The sequence below is a fragment of the Desulfosporosinus sp. BICA1-9 genome (assembly GCF_000802135.1).
In genome coordinates, this window is sequence record NZ_JUEE01000149.1 from 1 (window position 1) to 19,630 (window position 19,630).

A 19,630-nucleotide genomic window follows, 5' to 3' on the forward strand; every position below is an offset into this window, starting at 1 on the left:
ATCCTCCTTACGAATTACTTTCTTCATTCCAGGTCCTGGCAAGAGCATTATGAACTATTTCCCACTGCTTTTTTTGCTGTTCCAACTCGGTTAACCCACTCTCTTTAATCCTGTAATATTTACGTTGCCGGCCTGCCTCTGATTTACTCAAGTAAGATTCAATTAACAGATGTTCTTCCAGACGATGTAATACCGGATACAACATACCTTCCGTCCAAATTAGTTGATTCTCAGACATCTCTTTCACGCGCTTGATAATCGCATAGCCATAACTGTCATTTTCCTTGAGAATGGCCAAAATGAGTGGGGTAGCAGAGGCGGCTACCAAGTCTTTAGATACATTCATTCAATTCCCCCACTATACCTAATACTTCTATGTATATTTCACATTATACCTAGAAGTATTAGGTGTGTCAATTGTCAGTATTTTACTAATTGTAGAGGAAAGTCTAACTATAAATATTTAAAAAAGGAGATGTAATTTTAAGAAAGATAAACGATCGAATCTATCATGGTATAATATCAGGTACGTAGGCGAATGTTATAACATTAAAGTATTGAAAAAAAACCTAGGAGAGTGTTAAATTTCTCCCCCCCCATTTCCTCCTCCCTCATCCACTCTTCAACTCAAAAACAAAATGCGTTGGTGTGAGAATTTCTGATCAGCGCCTTACACACCCGTTCATTCGGATCGTGTGCTTGTTCTTTTATAGTACCAATGCGAAGCTTCTTTTTCCTGAAAATCATCATCAAGAAGTTAAGTTTCTTTATAACGTCTAGTCAGTATCCCTAAAAATAGAAAGTAGCAAATGAATAACCCCAAGACCAATGAATTAACACTGGTCTTGAGGTTGTTTCTGTTCTTCAATATAAAACAAACGATCAATTGTCAATTTTTCGAGAAGTTTTCCAGTTCGTTGAAAGTAAATGTTGATTAAAGCACGATGGATTAAAAGACATAATTTGATATTTGGGATAAACTCACCCCGCTCTAACCTACTACAATATGATTTTTGCACTCCGATTTCTTGAGCTAACGCTCCTTAGGTGTAGTTCAAATGTTGCATCGATGCACCATTTGGCCTCTCTTCCCCAACGGGGGAAGAGAGTATAGACCCGTACTCCCGGAAGGTTTTCATCAGTCTGCTGGCTGTGCTTCGGGAGTAACTCACTGATTCAGTCAGCCATTTGAGCCACTCCCCATGGGGTACCAGCTCTTTGGCTTCCGTCAGTCGCCGTCCGATCTCAACGGCGTTGCTAAGCAGCATTTTGCCGCTTTCTTCCTTGATAAAGTTAATCTCGGACGCGATTTGCTCAGGCGTCCTGTTGGAAATTTCCGTCCTCATACCGGCTGCCATCCTTTTACGGAATGTCTTTTAGATACCGCTATAGGATATGCCGAGCCCCAGACAAGCGTGAGGGCTATAGCGCCAATAAAAAAATGCGGTTTGGACAAAGATGCTTCCCTACAGTAACCATAGTAAAAGCAAATCCATATTATATACAACCATGCCGAATCCATCGGCCTCTGGATCAAGGGGGGAGGGAAAAGAGATGCCTATCATTGACAAGCCGTTGACTTCAACCTTAGTGTTGAAATATGAAGACGGGTTGACACCTGCCGGCGGTCCTCAAATCAAGCAAAAGAGCTTAAACTACGTGAGGCCAGATGCTGATCATGGATCCCTCCACGAGGTTTCTGCCGCCCTATTCAGTCTCTCGGAGAAGCCGCTCACTGCCGTGATTTTGCGTGATAGTACGGAGTTAGTGGAAGAACCGGAAGAATAATACCCTCTCACTCTTGGATGGGGCTGTGTCGAAACTTAGTTTCACGCAGCCCTTTAAAAGGGAAAACCTTCCCTAACAATAAAGTTTCGGAAAGGTTATAAGTATCACTATAGAGAGTCAGCCCAAAAATTGATTTACTTCAGAACCGGATTGCTCTTTTTTCAGGTTGTCGCACTCCCTGGCCATGGGTAGCTTAAAAAAAGTTCTTTAACTTCTGCAGAAAAGCTTTTTTCCATTACGTTAAATTTGCGGCAATATTTCCGAAGAAGATAATGGGCAATTAGAATGATGTCTTCTTTTCTTTCTCTAAGTGGAGGGACGGACAAAGGAATCACATTTAAGCGATAATATAAATCCTCTCTAAAAGCTCCGCTTTTGATCTTTTCCTCTAAAAGACTATTTGTTGCGGCGATGATGCGTACATCAATGGGAATGGGTGTACTTCCCCCAATTTTTTCAATCTCTTTGCCCTGAAGAACCCGCAGCAGTTTTGGTTGTAAATATAAAGGCATATCCCCGATTTCGTCGAGGAGGATCGTTCCTTTGTGAGCCAATTCGAGCTTACCCAGCTTCCCATGTTTGTTTGCTCCTGTAAAAGAGCCGGGTTCATATCCGAATAATTCGCTTTCTAAAAGATTATCCGGGATCGAGGCACAATTAATTGCGACGAAGGGATACTGGTTTCGGCTGCTTGCTTCGTGAATTGCCCGAGCAAAGAGCTCTTTTCCTGTTCCGCTTTCTCCTCGAATTAAGACGTTGGAGTGAGTTGCAGCTATTTTCTTTGCCGTGTTTAGGGTTTCCACAAAATGAGGATCAACACCCAGGATGTCGTTAAAACATATACCCGTCAGCTTCAATGGGTGACCACGCTTTTTCAGCAGGGATATATTCTATAAAACATTTACCACGCACGTCACACTTTTTGAAAACCAGTCCATCATCAAACCGTTCAGAAAGCCACTGCTTTTTTGATGCTACTTGGCACAACCTCCGCAGACAGCTTTAGTTTAACATACTCTTCTTGAAACACATTCTCGTAAAGCTCCTTAGACGTTACTGCTTTTTTATCAAGCAGGATATAGACGATTTCGAATAATCGGCTAATTTGCATTTTGTCACCCTATTTCAATATACGCTTATAAGATGACACCATCAAGTCATATTATAAGCGACCTATAATTCAGCATGGTGAAAAGTAACATTCCAAACACCTTAAAACTATTTACAGTACATAGGGGATATTGGCAATTGCGCATTTTAATTTGCATAACAATACTATTCGAGTAGTAATTAACAATATCAGTTCGTCCGCTAATGTTCAGAATCATAGCGATCACCTCTTATTACCTTTGGCAGTATCAGGCATAGCGCTTTTCCAATCCTAACAAGTATTCTTTGGCAGGAACACCGGCGACATAGCCGCCCCAGCTGCCGTCCTGCCCGATAACCCGGTGGCAGGGAACAATGATAAGGATTGGGTTTTTGTTATTTGCCATGCCTACGGCCCGGCCGGCCTGCGGTTTGCCGACTGCTTTGGCAATGTCTTGATAGCTGCGGGTTTCCCCGCTGGGAATGGCCTGCAATGCCTTCCAGACCGCCATTTGAAACTCGGTGCCCTCCAGCGCCAGGGGCAGGTCAAATTCCTTGCGCTCACTGGCAAAGTATTCCGTGAGCTGAGAAGCCGCCTTTTGAATTAGCGGAGTTTCAGCAATATCCTGGCCCGCGAGGGCCTTTTCGCTGCCAAAGAACACTCTGGAAATAGAGCCATCATCCTCTTCAATCCCAATCGTCCCGATGGGGAAGTCATAAAAATACATGTTTTTTATAATTACACTCCTTACTTTGTCATGAAGTCCCCCTAAAACATACTAAGTTGGCTGAATATTTGGGACGGTGTTGTACGATCAGTTATGATTTCGTCGCCCCGTGGATAGCCAGTAATCATCGGGGCTTTGGGGTCATGCACAGCCACACGCCGTTGTGCTGTTTTCTGACTTGACGTAGCATAACAATAGGTGCAGCCATGTGTACAAGTGTCATAAGCGCCAATGTCTACGCTCTCAATACAGCAACAGGCCGCGCGCTGGTTCGCGTCATTTTTGGCAATAATGCGTCGGCCAATTATTTGCTCAACTAACGTTTGCTCGATACACGCCCCATGCTTGATACCGTATTCTGCAAGGTCAATTTCTTCTGCACAGGTGTAGAGCGCCATGTTATGTTTTTTGGCAATTCTTGAAAAATGGGATGCTATGGCAATCATCTCATTATGCGACATGGCCTGGTATCTATCGCTTATGCTCTTATATGGGTCAACAAAACTAAAAACACACCGTTCTGTGTATGCGTGAAGCCTCTCGCACATTTCAGCAAAGCGCCCCACATGCCAATCTACCGAGTGTTTGGCATCCACAAAGATAGGATCATATCGCCATACCGAGCGTTGGGCACTTGTGCGCTTTGACATTTCTATAAATGCCTCAATTAGCTCTGGCTTTGGAGGCAAGCCGCTTTCCACCGTTTCATTATAGGGAGTTAAGGTAAATTGGATGTAGTATGAATACCCCATTGCATCAAGCTGTTTCAGCCTGTCAAACATAGGAATCGGGTTTTTTGTCCAAAAGACAATGCAGTCCACGATGTCGGGCGAAAGTTCCACACGCCCCAAACGGTTAGGATTGCGTGGATTAGGCATGAGCGCGTAGCCTTCCTGTAATCTGTTAATAAGCCATTCTGAATAAAATGCCGGTATGTCCGTTCTGCGACTTGCACTAATAATCACTTTTTCTCACCTTGCGTCCGGAAAACGTTCGAGGGTTTTATTACCGACAAACTTCGCATGTATGGTTGGAGCGATTTCGAGTCGTTAGGAGAAAGTATCCGCCGTGCCCTCAGTGCGATTCTGTATGCGGCACTTATTTAGCAGGCTCTCCGCAAAAGTGTAAGCGTTTTGTCAGTAGACCCCCTTCTGTTTGCCTCATAAGAAATCGGAGTATTGTGGTATAAACAGGCGCAAATTGTCGTAAAACAATTCCGGATTGTCCGTAATCATTTTACGGCGTTTCTTGACTTTGTCCTTTCGAAACGATAAGATGAGGCTAAAAGGGGGAGCATTGATGCTAAAGCTGTTTAAGGTAACCGGATTTAAAAACTTTAATAACACCATTCGTTTTGATTTTTCTGATGTCCGGGACTACAAATTCAATAACTCCTGCGTAGCAGACGGTCTGCTGGAGAAAATAATTGTATATGGCAAAAATGCAGTTGGCAAGTCCAACCTCGGCCTTGCTCTGTTTGATATTGTTTCGCATCTGACCACGAACAACGTCACCCCAGGCCTTTACGAGTACTATCTGAATGTCAATAACAAAACAGGCTTTGCTGAATTTCACTATGTGTTTTCCTTCAGTACGGGCGAGATTGATTATCGCTACCGAAAAAATGAAAGTCAGGATTTGCTATATGAAACAGTTTTAATTAATGACAAGCTGTTGTTTCAATACGATTATGAAGATAAACGAGGCGACTTGTCCGGACTGGAAGCACTGATGCCCACGCTAAACCTCTCATTCCGCGGAAACGACTCGATTTTGAAGTATGCTATCTCTAATTCCGCGCTGGTGGATGATCATCCACTCTATCAAATGCTGCGTTTTGTCTCCCACATGCTCTGGTTCCGCAGTCTGGATGAAAACAGGTATATTGGATACAAGGCCAAAAGCAATGATTACTTTGATTTTATCTTTGAAGGGGACATGCTCAAAGAACTGGAGTTTTTTTTGCACAAGGCTGGTCTCAAAGAAAAGCTGGTTGCCAAGAAAGACCCGGATGGAAAGAGGCGGCTGTATTTTGACGGCCGCGTTCCGCTGCCTTTCTTTAAGGTTGCGTCCAGTGGCACCAAGGCGCTATACACCTTTTTCTACTGGCATAAGACCGCAGCGGATGTTTCTTTGATGTTTATTGATGAATTTGATGCCTTTTATCATTATGAGCTGGCCGAAACTATTGTGAAGCTACTGGAAGAGATGCAAGGATTCCAGACAATTTTGACTTCACACAATACGAACCTGCTTTCCAATCGTATCATGCGTCCCGATTGCTATTTCATTCTGACCGCCAATAAGCTGACTTCCTTTGCCAATGCCACCGAACGTGAATTGCGGGAAGGACATAATCTTGAAAAACTGTATATGAGCGGTGAGTTCAATGCCTGAGAATAAGCGAAAAATTCTCATTCTGGTAGAGGGGGCAAAGACGGACACAGCGCTCATGGCACGGCTGCTTGCCATCTACGGCATTGATGCACAATACAAAATTGTCTCCTACTGCACTAACATTTATACCCTTTACAGCGAGATGTTTGTCCAAAGCGATCCATCGGTAATGGACCTTTTACAACTTCTAAAGGCGCGTGAACCTGCCTCGGAAAAGAAGCCCATTTTTGACACCACATATACTGATGTCCTTTTGATCTTCGATCTTGATCCGCAAGCACCGGATTTTTCGCCGGAAAAGATTCGGCAGATGGCGGAATATTTTGTTGAATCTTCCGACATGGGAAAGCTATATTTAAACTATCCGATGGTTGAGTCATTCTACCATATGTCGTCGATTCCCGATGACCGGTACAACGACTACGTTGCAACTCTGGATGAGCTGCAGGCGGGGACCTATAAAATACGCGTCAACCGGGAAAACAGAAATCACGACTACCGGAAATTTGCCGTTAACAAGGAAGAATGTAATGTCGTCATTCAGCAAAATATTAACAAGGCACGGCATATCATCCATGAGGAACCAAATTTAGAATGCATACCGGAACAAGCACATATTCTGGAAGCTCAGCTTGCCCTGCTCTCCAAAGAATACAAAGTTGCCGTCCTAAGCACCTGTCCTTTCTTCATCTCCGATTACAGTTCCACACTGATTCATAATAAGCAATAGCCTGAGGAGAATTGACTTCCCTCAGGCTATTGCTTATTATGAATCACCTTACACAGTGATAAGCTCCATCGCTTTGCTTTTAAGGATTAAATATTATTTTTATCATTGTACCTTCGTTCAGCTTACTTTCTATTTTAAGTTCAGCATCATGAATTGTGGCGATTTCTGCACATAATGAAAGCCAAGGCCCACCCCGCCATTAGCCCTTGATCTGGATTTATCGGCAGTAAAGAATGGCTCAAAAACCTTTGTGATGTCTTCTGCAGAAATACCAGTCCCTGTATCTTTGATTTCCAGAATTATAGTTGCTTCAGTATCCCTATGCAAGCTTAGGGCTATTTTATCCCCGCTCTTCGAGGCTTTAATCGCATTGTCAACCAGGTTGGCCAGTATAATTTTCATCAAATACTTATTCATCAAAAGACGAAGAGGCTCGGCCGATAGTTCCAGATGGATATTTTTCAGCTCCAACTTGGGGGTAAAGGAATTTTTAAGATCGATGAAAAGCTCTTCAGGGTTCTCTTCTTTCATCACAAAATCTTCTTTCCTCAGCACAATCAGATCCATTAAGGTCAATGCCAGTTTTTCCAGTCGTTTTCCTTCTTCATAGATAAAGCTTAACGAGTTGATAAAAATCTCTTCATCATATTTATTAGTTCGGAGATAATCAGCATAGCCAATGATGGAGGTTAAGGGAGTCCTTAGTTCATGGGCCAGGTTATCAATAAAACGTTGCTTGTCCTCTGAGATTTTTTCCAGCTGGTTTATTTTATCTTCGACCACGCCAGCCATCGAATTGAAATTTTTGGACAGCAACCCGATCTCATCATTGGACATTACCTTGACTCTTGCGCTAAAATTCCCCTCGGCTATGGTCTGGGTTGATTGGATCAGCTTATTAATGGGCTTTACGATAAATTTACTTAATACGATGGTTACGATGACCAAATTCCTGAGACAAGAAGATTTAACCTGAGCAGAAGGTTTAACAGGTTTTCTCGATTGTTATAAATACTCGAAATATCCTTAGCATAAGAAACCTTATAGGTATTGTGATCCAAATCAACTTTCTTCGTTATAAATAAATACGTCTTATCCCCCAAATCCCGTATGATGTAATTTACTTGATCGGAAGCTATGTTTAATTCATCTAATCAGTCAGCAATCTGATTAATTCCATCCACAGCATTAACTGCACGGATACTGCCTTGGACGCCGGATATTATGATCAGTCCCATTTTATCAAAGAATTTATGAACCTTTCGGGTTTAACGCCTACGGGTTATATCAAAAATTTGCTGGATAATGGTTATGACAAGAAATTGCATGTTATTGCCTGAGATACTCTTTCAGCTCCTTTCTCGTAAAAAAAGCGCTGCCTTTTTGCTATTCTGTTTATTATTTTGTTGCTCCATGCACGTATCAATGTTAGATAATTTTCCATCCTTAAGCATTTCCCCAATATAGGTTGACCCCAATATCAAAATACCGCCCATAATCTGAGGGAGTGTTAATGTCTCTCCGACAAAGATCACACTGAATAAAATACCAAATGAAGGCTCTAAATAACTGTAGTAACTGGGATCAACAAACAACATAACATATGCCCAATGGTTGATATCTTTCGGTGCACATCTGTGAGTCATCAATGGTAGTATAATGACACCGTCACCTGATCCATAATGGATAGTCCTGTCGTTCAATGTAAAGTCGGTGGATCCCACTATTATATACCCTAATGAAAGTTCATTAAGGACATGAGACGATCAGATTCATCAGCGTTAACCTTAAATTCTCTCTAAATTAACTTCTAACAAAAACATATCAATCTCCCCTTTAAAGGCTCGTTTTCTGGGATACAGCTTTTTATAGTGATCAATCAAGGCCCGCCTTCCATTCAGCTTTCCATTCGACTCCATGGTTTCCCCTAAAGCTGTTATCAGTAGAGCCGCCTTGTAGTAGCTTTTGCGATAACCTCCTCCGACAATCGCCTCCGCCCTTTTATCCACTTCTGCCTCCAGCCATGGTCGGTATTTCTGATAATGTTCATCCGATAAAGGCACTTTTGCTTTCCAGTATAAAAACCGCGCCGCCAAATCTGCCCCATCGCCTTCCATAAATCCTATCCGGAATTTCAATTCATTTAACAGCTGGTGCCCGGCTTTGCTAAGCTTAGGGCTTCGATCCAGCAACAGCATAAAAAGGGGAACGGCAATTCCTTTAAACTGACTGCTCCAGCCCAAGAAATCTTTATCTCTTTGGCATTCTTGGTAAATCAACTCAAACTCTCTGTTGAAAAAGAGAATAACCTTCTTCTGATCCTGGGAAATTGCATTAGTCAGCATCTGCTTGTTATTATAGTAGCCTTCTCCACTCACATTGTCCGTCAACATTTTGGCGTACTTAGCCCCTTTGTCCGCTCTGTCCTCATAATCCGGCAGTTCAAACAACCTCAAATAGTGATTCAGCGTTGATTGGGAGTCAAAAGCTGCCTGATAGCACTCTGCAAGAACCTTCGGGTGGTTCAGCCGGGTGGCGGCTTGCGCCGTTAAATCCGCAATCCTGCCCCGGATAACCAGCTTCTCGGGCAGTATTTCAATAGCTTCCAATCCCAGCTGCTCACAGTCCAACTCCTTTCCTTCTTCAAGGAGATAGGCACAAGCGCGTTCATATAAAGCAGGATGCCGTGTCCCTGCTTCCCGGGCTGTCTCGCATAAACAGCGGATGCCTTTTCCATCTAAACAGGCTTCGGAGAGCAGGTCCGCAGCCCTGTCGCCGGGGGTCTTTTTCAGAAAAGAGATCCACTCCTCCATAAAGGCGTCTGTCCCTTTAAGCTCTTCCGGCCCGACAGTAAACAATTCTTCAATCTTAATGTCCTTACACATATCCCAGGAAAAATATTGGTAGAGGGCAGCGGCCCTGGCCTTGCCCTCAGCAGCCTGATAGGTGGCATACATCAAATTTAAAGCAATCTGCTTAAGATTCAGGCTTACCAAGTTTTCATCCACGAGCTCCTTCAGGTCTAATAGAAGAAGGCCTCCTATTCCCAGGCCCCAATACTTCCTGAGGACAGCTATTCCCATTTCCCCCCCATGTCTTTTCCTGACCCTTGTCCCGCCTTGAAAAGTAACAAAGCCTGCAATTTCGCCGTCCATTAAGCCTAGGATGATCACAGAGTTATCCGTTCCGTTTTCAGAGCCAATGATTTTCCCCTCCGTTTCAGGGGTTATTTCCAGCTCACCCTTGCCAAAGGAGAGAAAGTCCGACTCCCCGCTTATGCACACTTTAAACTTTGCCATTTCTTCCCCATCATTTTCAGTTGCTTTTCTGATCAGAAATTCCCTGCCATTTTTCAGGGTTACCTTTTTCATGGCTATCCACTCATTTCTTTGTCTAATCTGACTATTTTCCCAGGAATAACCGTCTCTGACATCCCTAAGTGATCCGCCTCTCTACTGCAGAGTAACTCCGGAAAACCCTGCCGTCAATCCAAAGGCAATGATTCTCAGGAAATTCTAACAACTATTGCCACTGGCCGAACTATTGTTATCTTATAGCAAAAGCCCTGTCTCTTTAAGATGAGACAGGGCCTGTTGCAGTAGTTATTGCTTTCTGGCGGCAACGGAAACCTTATTGGAAAGCTACCGGAATTCAGTTAGACAGCCACCCCGGCGGTGGGCCGCGAGGCTTACAAACTAGGGGTTACTCCTTATCATTCGAATGCATTTACTTATCATTATCCAATAGTTTCCTTGAATATCTACACTTATTATGGAGAAATTATAATTAATGATTGCAATCAAAGCTTCAGAATTAAATCAATATACAGTAAGAAAATAATCTACAAGGAGGTATTAGATCATGGCTAAGTACAAATTACCAGTAGACAAAAATCAAATAGCAGCTCAAACGGGTGTTACTCTTGGTCCAGACAGTACTTCTCGTCAGAATGGTACCGTCGGTGGGGAAATGGTTAGAAAGACTTTTGAAAGTTTCGGAAAGACAAAATAATCTTCTATCCGAGATATATCCAAAGGTCAGTAAATTAATTACTGGCCTTTTATATCATTGTCCATGGCAAAATACCAGTAAGCTAGATATATACAAAAGTCCAAGTTTCGCAAGACGCCACCCCGGCGGGTTTCGCCTTGAAATATATCTATGAGGTGATCTAAAAATGAAATGTAATGTTGGTAAAACCGAGCAAATTGTTAGAATTGTAATCGGCGCAGCGATCGTTCTTTTAGGTTTATACTTTAGAAGTTGGTGGGGGCTTATTGGACTCGCGCCAATAATAACAGGTTCAATTCGTTATTGTCCCGTTAGTGATGTCTTAGGAATTTCGACTTGCGATGCTAAAAACAAGCAATAGTTTTCTCGTCTACGGTCTTATGAATTAAGGCCTTTTCTTTTTGAAATAAAACAAATTCTGATATACCTTGTCCTTTCAATTTTATTACTAGTGCAATCGTTTCTTCTGAAAACACACAATAATACGCAATTATCCAAAATTAGTGCCCATACTCATTTAACAATTGCCTAATCAAGGATTTGAGAGCGAGCTACGTCTTTATCTCGTTCATGTTTTTTTATTCTATTTTCCCAATAACGTATTCAAACCCGAAACGTCTGTAATCCTCCCAAAAAAGGTTACGGTTTTCAGGAAATTGGGATGGTTCACGCAGGCGTTTTTGTTCGTTAAGTGCTTCTTCCTTTGGACGCTCTTCCGTGTACAGTTCTTTTAATGAACAACTGATGAAAATGATTATCCTCATGTATTTCTGGGCTTTGATCTGTCGTAAAAAGAAACCCCTTATTGCTGTTTGCACGGCTCCAACCGTCTCTCTTCGAACGAAATTGTACACTGACAAGCTTTCCACCTTTTTCTCGTTCAACTAACCGTTTATATTCCTCCCAGATTAGCGGGCTGGGAATACTATGACAAATCAAATCGCAAATATATAACCGGTCCATAAGCGATGAAGTGCCCATAAATCCGCGCAGCCCTGCGGCCTGGCAAGGGGTTCCGGTGAAAAGAACCATGCGATCCTTTTGCAAGTCCGCCTTAATCTGAGCATAGGTATCCCCCATATCGCTCTGCACATATTTAGAAATTCGCATCCTGTCCCGCTGCTCGGGCGTTTCCGCCCGATGATGAAGAACATGAAAGTCCTCGTCATAATCCGCACCATAAATTACACCGTTCTGCCGGAGAATAGCATCAGAAATAGCAGTAAATGCGCCCCCTGATGTCGATTGCCACAAAACCTCCTGTGATTTATGGCGCGCCGCATAAAAGCGGGGCATACCACTATTTTTGTGATTACCTTTATGTGTTAATGGACAGATTTGGGTACACCTGCCACAAGCAACGCAACAGGCCTGGTCAATTTCTGGATACAAAAAACCTTCCTCGTCCGGCTTCATGGTAATGGCTTGTTTGGCGCAGACGCTGTAACAAGCACTGCACCCGCAGCAATCCTCTTTTCTTAGGTAAACTGATTTCATGATTACATACCCCTTCACTACTTCACATCCTACAAATGAGTCACAGTTTTCTGAGTCAATTATACCTCGTGTATTAGGCTTATGATACAAAAAAGCTAGCTCTGCAATAACATACTATATGCCTTAAATTTTAAGATGTATAATTCAAGAAAATACTTTCAAAGGAGTTTGCTTCATGAATATTACATCTTTTTTAATATACTGCTTTATTGTTACATTTACACCTGGGCCTACAAATATTGTTATATTGTCCACAGCACATAATTTTGGGACAAAAAAGGCAATGGAATATGCATATGGAGCAACTATTGCTTTTGGTTTATTACTTGGTATTTCCGCTATGTTGAATACTGTACTTATAGCAATAATACCAAAGATTTTAATTGTTATGCAAATAATCGGAAGCTTCTATATGCTCTATCTTGCTTATCAAATATACAAAATGGATGTGTCAGAGTCGGCTGAGATACAAACTGCGACTTTTGTTTCTGGCTTCCTTATGCAGTTTGTAAATCCAAAAGTCGTACTATTCACAATGACAGTAATTCCAAGCTTTGTTATGCCATACTATACTGCTCCGCCTGCACTTGCAGTATTTGCTGCAGCTATAATAATTATTGGATTTTGCGCATTTGTTACATGGGTTCTCTTCGGTGTAATGTTCAAGGAATTTTTGAAGAAATTTCAAAAGACTGTTAATATAGTTATGGCATTATTTTTAGTTTATTCTGCGATAATGGCATCTGGGGTAATTGAGCTAATTAAGAGGTGATTCATATGGATAGATTTATATATAAAAAATCAACTGGTGTTACTGCGTTGTCAGCAAGCTTTGCTGATTTTAAATATAAAAAGCACTCTCACAAGGAGTATGCATTAGGTGTAACACTGCGAGGTATTCAGCAGTATAACTTAGATGGTAATTTTCAATCATCATATCAAAATGGTGTTATGCTTTTTAATCCGGAACAGCCGCATGACGGTATGGCACATGATAAGACAGGTATTGATTATGTTATGGTATATATTGAGCCAAAACTGTTTTTAGAGATTCTTCAAAAGAAGGATATAGTCCGCTTCTCTTCTCCAATTGTATATAATTACAGGCTTGAACAAAGAATACTAAACCTTTCTTGTGCAATATTAAGCGGAAAAGATGAAGCATTGTGCAGTGAATTGCTTTTATCTCTTGCCGATAGCTTTACCCAGCCCAATCTTTTTATGAGTTACAGGAAGGATAATGATCTAACCAAAAAAGCAAAGGATATGATTCATTCCAGCCTGGAAAATGTACTAAGACTTGATGACATTTGTAGAGAACTTGATATTTCAAAATTTCAGTTTATCAGAATGTTTAAAGCCGGTACTGGAATTTCGCCATATCAATATTTTCTAAACTGCAGGGTAGAACTTGCAAAGCAGCTAATAGAAAAAAACAAAGATGTTTATTCGGCAGTAGCAGAATGTGGTTTTGTTGATTTAACACATTTAAATAAGCATTTTAAAAGTATTTATGGAATAACAGCATTTGAATATATGTCCTCCCTAAGTTAGGGAGGCATAGTGACAAAAGACAATACTCCTTATAATCGGCTTTTTTCATGAGTCTAATGCCTGCCGGCGCTTCGGTCCTGACAGTTGAATTTAAGGTTAATCTACTTGCCCCAGCGAAGGGCGAAAGGTTTGTAGCCAGAGGGATGGTAGTCAAGCCGGGGCGGACGATAACGGTTTGCTCAGGCGAAGTTTTTGCCCTAGGATCAGAAGAGCCCAAATTGGTTGCCACAATGACAGCAACGATGATGACGCTTCAAGGTCGTCCCGGAGTCGCCGAGGATTAAGAACTAAAACTCTGTGTGATAATTAGAAGAGAGAGTGAATAAAAGGATGAATAGTGAGACTAGAACTGAATTAGCTGTTTGTGGATTGGATTGTACAAGATGCGCGGACTATGAAAATGGCGAGATCAAGAGCTTAAGTGCGAGACTGGCATATCTGCTTAGAGGTTACGAACGAGTGGCAAGTCTGAAGTCGGTAAATAACCCCCTCTTCAATGAATATCCTATATTTCTCGAATTTCTACAGCACTTTGCCCAAGGAGCTTGTGGTGGTTGCCGGAGTGATAATTTACGGTGTCCAATCGAATGCCATGCCAAAACTTGTCATCGACAACATGGTGTGGATTTTTGTTATAAATGCAACCAGTATCCATGCGACAAACAATTTGAAGGCAAGACCAGAGAAAGATGGCTGGAGCGAAACAATCGAATGAAGGAAATAGGCGTTGAGAATTATTATCCGGAACAAGGTAAATCGCCCAGATATTAACAGAAAGTCTATTGGGAGTGTTATTTAAGCAAATACCGTTGAAAGATATCCCTTTGTGATTAAGGGACTCGTATCCAGTTTTTTATCAGTGATCAGACTCATTAGCCGGCGCATGTTGCCTAGGGAGGCCAAACCCACTTTTACAGTAATATTTTTCAATAGCAAGGTTTGGATGGGAAAATCGATGTTGCCAGGGAAAAGCCCGACAATCGAGAATATTCCTCCTACCCCTATCACCTGAGCAGCTGTGTTGACTGTTGCCGGGAGTCCGATAGCTTCAATAGCTGCATTCACCCCTTGTCCATTAGTGATCTCCATGATTTTAGTTACAGCATCCTGCTCTGTCGAATTGATGACATGAGTTGCTCCCATGGTTAACCCTGTCTGTAGACGATTAGTCAAGATATCGACTAGAATGATCTTAGAGGGAGCAAATAATCGGGCTGTCTGGATGGCACAGAGGCCGACTGGCCCGGCCCCAAAAACGGCCACTGTATCTCCAGGTTTTAAGGCGCAGTTATCCACTGCAAAATATCCTGTGGTTAACATATCCCCCGCAAAAATAGCCTGTTCATCACTTATTTGATCAGGAATTGTGACCAACGATGATTCGGCATGGGGAATCCGCACAAATTCAGCCATTCCACCGGGTAGATTACCCCAATTAGAGCCACTACCAAAAATAGCCGAATTCATACATTGTCCGTAATGTCCCTTACGACAATTTTCACAGACACCGCAATAGGGTGCAGGCGGGGCAGCAACCCTGTCTCCCAGTTTAAACATTTTTACATCATTACCAACCTCCTCCACTATCCCAATAAATTCATGACCCATAATAAAGGGTGGACTTGGTGGGAAATATCCATCTACTATGTGAACATCACTTGTGCAAATAGCCGTGGCTGTAACTTTTAAAATCACATCCGTTGGATTTTGGAGTATTGGCTTTGGCACTTCCTCCAAAGCGACCTGTTTAATACCCTTAACGACTGCTGCCAGCATAATATTCATCCACTTAATAGATCTCTAATCAAGTCTCCTTTCACGCTGTTCTCTGCTTTCAAAGCAATCAGTTGTTTAAGGAACTCCACAGAACAAATCGTCGTAGCGTGCGTAATAGCCGCAATTTCGAAACTTTCTAGTCCGTCACGAATGCAGCCCACTGTAAGATAGCCAAAAATTTCTTCTTCCACAACTATAGGAGCAACCAGACGCGGATACTGACTAGGAACATCCTTTAAAACCGGCAGCTTGATTGATTTCTTTTTATGGGTCATTTCCCGATAATAAGTTCGTCCCGGCCCGTTTAACCAGAACTCCTGTGACAAACTAGGCATAATAAAATCCTCATCATGTTCAGATCCTGCTAAAGGTTTGGCAAAATATAGAGGTTGAAAAAAACGATCCTCTAACAATACCGTCAATTGCAGGACATTGCTTAAGGTATTCACAACTTCTTTTAATCCCTGACCCTGAACAACCTGCTCCGTTAAAGCATTTTGAATCTGCATTCTGAAAATCTTGGGAACCTTCATCGCTAAGAACGTTGCCTTCGACAGAACGAATCCACCCCCTCCAAAACCCTGATCATAGCTTAAGTTGTATTAATACCGAATTTTCTGATTATTTATTATTAACAATACTATCTTCTATCTATTGATCTGTATATGTACATTTCTACGAATCATAGCCCATATTTTGGTAGAATATATCTGAATAATCTTACAAATAGTCACAACTGTTCTCTGAACGGTCGTCTTGTCTTGTCTCAAAAAACAGAAAACCGTTTGCCCTAACCTTATCGATCAGTTGGACAAACGGATACTCTCACTCATAATGCCTAATTAATAGTGTCAGTCAGTCAATCCCCTCGAAATTTTATCCCGTACTTCTTAGCTTTCCTAGCTATTGTTGAATGATCCATGCCCAAGGCTTCTGCCGAGCTGCGTGTCGAACTGTAAACCTGAGCGGCTTTATGGATTAGTTCTTGTTCTAAAAGTTCTCGCGCTTTTTTCAGGTCCATTAAACCGCTTACCAGCACGCGACTTTCCTGGTCACTCTGCAGGTCAAAATAATCACTCAGAACTTCGTCGCCCAGCTTAATAACATCACAGGGGGAAGATACCACGAGACGCTCAACAACGTTTTCCAACTCCCGGACATTACCCGGCCAGTCATATGAGGTTTCGAAATAGCGTATTACTTCAGGCAGGATTTTCTTCTCGATATGATACTTTTCGTTATACTTCTGGAGAAACGTTCTGACTAGGCCGGCTATGTCCCTTTTCCGTTCCCGCAGAGGAGGAATGTGAATAGGCACCACATTTAACCGGTAAAACAAGTCCTCGCGGAAGGTGCCTAGTTTAATCATAGCCTTAAGGTCTCGATTAGTAGCAGCAATAAATCTGATGTCCGCCTTTACCTGCTTAACCCCGCCGATGCGCATAAAACGCAGCTCTTGGATCACTCTAAGCATCTTAACCTGAAGGCTGAGCGGTAAATCTCCGATCTCATCCAGCAAAATGGTCCCTTTGTCAGCTACCTCAAGCAGACCCACTTTGCCTTCCCGGCCAGCCCCAGTGAAAGCTCCCTTTTCATAACCAAAGAGTTCAGACTCTAATAAATTTTCCGGTATAGCCCCGCAGTTTATGGCCACCATAGGTCCTTCATGGCGTTGACTGACTCGGTGGATCAATTTAGCCACAACCTCTTTGCCCGTTCCTGATTCACCGGAAATCAAGACGGTGGAATCAACCATAGCGACCCTTTGGGCTAATTCTGATACTCTCCTCATTGCAGGACTGTCCCAAACTACATCCTCCACGTCCAACAACCGTGTGCGAAGTTCTAATAGTTCTGAATGATACCTTGTCACCAAATCTTTGAGCGCCAATACTTCGGTTGCATCGCGGAAAATGGCCACGACACCCGTCATTATTCCTTGCTCAAAAATAGGTGTGATATTAGCGACAATATCAATGCCCACCGAAACTATATGTGCGTGGTCATCAACCACAGGCTTTCCTGTCCGTAACACATCGAGAATGTGGGAATTAGGCTCAATCTCAGAGACCTTTCGTCCCAACACCTTTTCAACTTGAACCCCAAAACTACGGGTGTAAGCTGGGTTGGCATAGAGTATGGTCGAATCCAGAGCAACTATAATGACACCGTCGTGAATTGAGTCCAAGACGCTATTCGTTAGCATTCTGCCGTCCCCTTTGAATCAATATCTAAGGAACCATGGAAGCAAGTTTTGGAAGTCTGATTCCTAGTTCCACTGGCGCACTTTATCACCTATCTGTGTATTTGGGCTCTGCAGCTTTTCAGGCGCAACGGTGCAATCGTGCACATAAGGTTCCCCAGCTTAATATTAGCACTATGTTAACCCAGTGAATAGAGCATATATTGTAAGTACTCGCTATTATTGACCTTAGACTAAGCACAAGTAAACTTGTTCGGAACAAATAAACTATAAGGGTGGGCACGTTTTTCGTGCACCACCCAGCTGGTACTAAAAAATATTTTGAGCACTATCATCGAAGCTTACATGGTTAATTGACCCAAGACAGGTTTGTAAACACCGACCCTTAATAAGAGGTAAAATAAGAAGTAATGCCCTACAAGATCAGCAGCAGTGATTAAACCAACGACTCCCGCGCCACCAGCTGTACCCACAAAGTAAGACATTAGCAGAGTAAATATTAGCCCAAACCCGAGGGCTAAGACATAGAATGGCAAGGCGTAAGTTCCGCTAACAAGCAGACGCAATGATTCTTTGGCTGCAGCCGTAGCATTGGTCATACTCAGTAAATAGAGTCCTATGACAATCAGATTTGTTATCAAAAGAACTATTTCCATATTACTTAAGAAAACAGTTGCTATAGCTACTTCGGTGAAGCCAAACTCAATCAGGAAAAGAGTAAGCGTTGTTCCGCCCAGCAAAGAGTAAAATAAACAGAGCACAGGCATCATGGCCGTATTCCATAAAGGAATAGAAGGCGAAGAGTTCATGAGAAACCCGTCATAAATCGCCACAACAAAAGCACTTAGCCCTGCAATCAAAGCGAATACCGAACTAGCAGCACTCCCAGCCGGCGAAATCAAAAAGAGTGTTCCTGAGACCATCATGATCATCATAGCCCAAAATCCACGAGCAACCCAGGATGTTCCAGGTTTCATAAGACCTCGCCAAAATCGCTCCGGTCTCCCCAGATAGAGCAGGTGGGCACCACCTTTACCGACCAGCACAATCAATAAACCCACTAAAGCTCCTAGCCAAGAATTCGTGAGAAAAACTGACATTAAAAATAGCCCTGAACCTATTTTTCCGAAAAAGAACGCCGCTGCTATCAAAGTTGCCCATTCTGTTTGGAGACGAAAACCGGAGACAAATTCGTTCCCTACCAAAGGCATGGTTTTTGGCAATTTGAACACCTCCTATTCTATATAATAAACGGAAGGTTCCGTGTTATCCTCAGATAAGGGCTGGAAGCCCCCCCGCTGACGGATTAGACGGCTGACCTTGCTTTCTGGGTTAGATAGATCCCCAAAGATACGCGCATCAGCAGGACAAGTCTGAACACAGGAGGGATCCAAGCCTTGGTCCACCCGTTCTACACAGAACGTACATTTCAGTACGACGCCTTCCTGCCACTTAGGATATTTCACAAGTTCATAGGGGGTCAGTTGTTTACCGTGATAACCATTTTTCAAGGAACCTTTCTTGAGGAAGATCCGGTTTTTATAAGGGCAAGCAACGTAACATGCCCTGCAGCCTATGCATTTATTATTGTCTACTAAGACAATTCCGTCCTCTCGCTTGGTAGTAGCCCCTGTCGGACAGACTCTTACACACGGTGCATCTTCACAATGATTACATAAGACAGGTATGAATTTTTTCTTGACTATAGGATATTCCCCAGCCACTTGCTCCAAAACTTTCGTGAAGAGGACTTCTGGCGGCGTACCATTCTCCGACTTACAGGCAATGGTACAGGCTTGACAGCCCACACATCTTTTTAAATCAATAACCATTCCCAAATGCATTAGTGTCACCCCT

The 19,630-nt window shown here is 42.6% G+C and carries 21 protein-coding genes and 6 pseudogenes; 9 read left to right on the top strand and 18 right to left on the bottom strand.

All coding sequences use genetic code 11. From position 1 onward, the window contains the following. Positions 1–7 precede the first annotated feature (7 nt). From JL57_RS18415 to JL57_RS18420, 3 genes and pseudogenes are all read right to left on the bottom strand, one after another. Complete coding sequence (locus tag JL57_RS18415; RefSeq protein WP_034143440.1) at positions 8–346, bottom strand: PadR family transcriptional regulator; 339 nt, start codon at positions 344–346, stop codon at positions 8–10. Positions 347–833: 487 nt separating this feature from the next. Further along, positions 834–1,028, bottom strand: a pseudogene (locus JL57_RS36495) (hypothetical protein); the annotation flags it as partial. 21 nt (positions 1,029–1,049) lie between these two features. Further along, positions 1,050–1,346 (bottom strand): annotated as a pseudogene (locus JL57_RS18420) (DUF3102 domain-containing protein); the annotation flags it as partial. Positions 1,347–1,554: 208 nt separating this feature from the next. Between JL57_RS18420 and JL57_RS18425 the strand changes: the two are divergent. Next, positions 1,555–1,788, top strand: a complete 234-nt coding sequence (locus JL57_RS18425) for a DUF1659 domain-containing protein (protein ID WP_034143441.1) — start codon at positions 1,555–1,557, stop codon at positions 1,786–1,788. Between the two features lie 173 nt (positions 1,789–1,961). Here JL57_RS18425 and JL57_RS18430 read toward each other — a convergent pair. The 5 genes and pseudogenes from JL57_RS18430 to JL57_RS18440 form a co-directional block, all read right to left on the bottom strand. Further along, a pseudogene (locus JL57_RS18430) lies at positions 1,962–2,615 on the bottom strand (sigma 54-interacting transcriptional regulator); the annotation flags it as partial. A 7-nt stretch (positions 2,616–2,622) separates the two neighbouring features. Continuing rightward, positions 2,623–2,769 (bottom strand): annotated as a pseudogene (locus JL57_RS34780) (GNAT family N-acetyltransferase); the annotation flags it as partial. Further along, positions 2,738–2,899: a hypothetical protein gene (locus JL57_RS34785; protein ID WP_291300251.1), complete on the bottom strand. Its 162-nt coding sequence runs from the start codon at positions 2,897–2,899 to the stop codon at positions 2,738–2,740. The gene JL57_RS34785 and the pseudogene JL57_RS34780, both read right to left, overlap by 32 nt. Before the next feature lie 247 nt (positions 2,900–3,146). Continuing rightward, positions 3,147–3,614 carry a methylated-DNA--[protein]-cysteine S-methyltransferase gene (locus JL57_RS18435; protein WP_034143442.1) on the bottom strand — a complete coding sequence of 156 codons (468 nt, stop codon included), beginning with the start codon at positions 3,612–3,614 and terminating at the stop codon, positions 3,147–3,149. 32 nt (positions 3,615–3,646) lie between these two features. Next, on the bottom strand, positions 3,647–4,570 hold the full coding sequence (locus JL57_RS18440) for a DUF1848 domain-containing protein (RefSeq protein WP_034143443.1): 924 nt from the start codon (positions 4,568–4,570) through the stop codon (positions 3,647–3,649). Positions 4,571–4,904: 334 nt separating this feature from the next. Here JL57_RS18440 and JL57_RS18445 point away from each other — a divergent pair, with 334 nt between their 5' ends. Both JL57_RS18445 and JL57_RS18450 read left to right on the top strand, forming a co-directional pair. Beyond that, positions 4,905–6,002 (top strand): ATP-binding protein, encoded by a 1,098-nt coding sequence (locus JL57_RS18445; protein WP_034143444.1) that lies wholly within the window; start codon positions 4,905–4,907, stop codon positions 6,000–6,002. Beyond that, positions 5,995–6,732, top strand: coding sequence for a hypothetical protein (locus JL57_RS18450; protein ID WP_034143445.1), 738 nt, complete (start codon positions 5,995–5,997; stop codon positions 6,730–6,732). Before JL57_RS18445 ends, JL57_RS18450 begins: the two co-directional genes overlap by 8 nt. Positions 6,733–6,861: 129 nt before the next feature. On the opposite strand, the gene JL57_RS34790 is transcribed toward JL57_RS18450, so the two are convergent. The 4 genes and pseudogenes from JL57_RS34790 to JL57_RS18465 form a co-directional block, all read right to left on the bottom strand. After that, positions 6,862–7,569, bottom strand: a complete 708-nt coding sequence (locus tag JL57_RS34790) for a cell wall metabolism sensor histidine kinase WalK (protein WP_291300250.1) — start codon at positions 7,567–7,569, stop codon at positions 6,862–6,864. A 6-nt stretch (positions 7,570–7,575) separates the two neighbouring features. Then, positions 7,576–7,680: pseudogene (locus JL57_RS34795) on the bottom strand (HAMP domain-containing protein); the annotation flags it as partial. A gap of 401 nt (positions 7,681–8,081) precedes the next feature. Beyond that, positions 8,082–8,480, bottom strand: a pseudogene (locus tag JL57_RS18460) (AraC family ligand binding domain-containing protein); the annotation flags it as partial. Between the two features lie 39 nt (positions 8,481–8,519). Beyond that, positions 8,520–10,103 carry a GNAT family N-acetyltransferase gene (locus tag JL57_RS18465; protein WP_045691066.1) on the bottom strand — a complete coding sequence of 528 codons (1,584 nt, stop codon included), beginning with the start codon at positions 10,101–10,103 and terminating at the stop codon, positions 8,520–8,522. A gap of 490 nt (positions 10,104–10,593) precedes the next feature. Here JL57_RS18465 and JL57_RS18475 point away from each other — a divergent pair, with 490 nt between their 5' ends. Next, on the top strand, positions 10,594–10,743 hold the full coding sequence (locus JL57_RS18475; protein ID WP_034143447.1) for a small, acid-soluble spore protein, alpha/beta type: 150 nt from the start codon (positions 10,594–10,596) through the stop codon (positions 10,741–10,743). 166 nt (positions 10,744–10,909) lie between these two features. Beyond that, positions 10,910–11,104 carry a DUF2892 domain-containing protein gene (locus JL57_RS18480; protein WP_034143448.1) on the top strand — a complete coding sequence of 65 codons (195 nt, stop codon included), beginning with the start codon at positions 10,910–10,912 and terminating at the stop codon, positions 11,102–11,104. Between the two features lie 326 nt (positions 11,105–11,430). Here JL57_RS18480 and JL57_RS18485 read toward each other — a convergent pair whose 3' ends face one another. Further along, positions 11,431–12,240 (bottom strand): Coenzyme F420 hydrogenase/dehydrogenase, beta subunit C-terminal domain, encoded by an 810-nt coding sequence (locus JL57_RS18485; RefSeq protein WP_291300245.1) that lies wholly within the window; start codon positions 12,238–12,240, stop codon positions 11,431–11,433. A gap of 175 nt (positions 12,241–12,415) precedes the next feature. Here JL57_RS18485 and JL57_RS18490 point away from each other — a divergent pair, with 175 nt between their 5' ends. The 4 genes from JL57_RS18490 to JL57_RS34800 are packed head-to-tail and all read left to right on the top strand — an operon-like array spanning position 12,416 to position 14,565. Further along, positions 12,416–13,012, top strand: coding sequence for a LysE family translocator (locus tag JL57_RS18490; RefSeq protein ID WP_034143449.1), 597 nt, complete (start codon positions 12,416–12,418; stop codon positions 13,010–13,012). 5 nt (positions 13,013–13,017) lie between these two features. Then, entirely contained in the window at positions 13,018–13,794 is a 777-nt protein-coding gene (locus JL57_RS18495; protein WP_034143450.1) for an AraC family transcriptional regulator, read from the top strand. Between the two features lie 47 nt (positions 13,795–13,841). Next, on the top strand, positions 13,842–14,078 hold the full coding sequence (locus JL57_RS18500; protein ID WP_291300246.1) for a PaaI family thioesterase: 237 nt from the start codon (positions 13,842–13,844) through the stop codon (positions 14,076–14,078). A 46-nt stretch (positions 14,079–14,124) separates the two neighbouring features. Further along, positions 14,125–14,565, top strand: coding sequence for a DUF3795 domain-containing protein (locus JL57_RS34800; RefSeq protein ID WP_291300247.1), 441 nt, complete (start codon positions 14,125–14,127; stop codon positions 14,563–14,565). Between the two features lie 24 nt (positions 14,566–14,589). Here the strand turns inward: JL57_RS34800 and JL57_RS18505 are convergent, their stop codons facing one another. From JL57_RS18505 to JL57_RS18525, 5 genes are all read right to left on the bottom strand, one after another. Further along, positions 14,590–15,570, bottom strand: a complete 981-nt coding sequence (locus tag JL57_RS18505) for a zinc-binding dehydrogenase (RefSeq protein ID WP_045690985.1) — start codon at positions 15,568–15,570, stop codon at positions 14,590–14,592. 5 nt (positions 15,571–15,575) lie between these two features. After that, the gene (locus tag JL57_RS18510) at positions 15,576–16,079 is read right to left on the bottom strand and encodes a hypothetical protein (RefSeq protein ID WP_291300248.1); all 504 of its coding nucleotides are present in this window, start codon (positions 16,077–16,079) and stop codon (positions 15,576–15,578) included. A gap of 350 nt (positions 16,080–16,429) precedes the next feature. Continuing rightward, positions 16,430–17,776 (bottom strand): sigma-54-dependent Fis family transcriptional regulator, encoded by a 1,347-nt coding sequence (locus JL57_RS18515; RefSeq protein WP_045690982.1) that lies wholly within the window; start codon positions 17,774–17,776, stop codon positions 16,430–16,432. A 338-nt stretch (positions 17,777–18,114) separates the two neighbouring features. Continuing rightward, positions 18,115–18,996, bottom strand: coding sequence for an NrfD/PsrC family molybdoenzyme membrane anchor subunit (nrfD, locus tag JL57_RS18520; RefSeq protein ID WP_034143452.1), 882 nt, complete (start codon positions 18,994–18,996; stop codon positions 18,115–18,117). A gap of 12 nt (positions 18,997–19,008) precedes the next feature. Beyond that, positions 19,009–19,617 (bottom strand): 4Fe-4S dicluster domain-containing protein, encoded by a 609-nt coding sequence (locus JL57_RS18525; RefSeq protein WP_034143453.1) that lies wholly within the window; start codon positions 19,615–19,617, stop codon positions 19,009–19,011. Between the last annotated feature and the right edge of the window lie 13 nt (positions 19,618–19,630).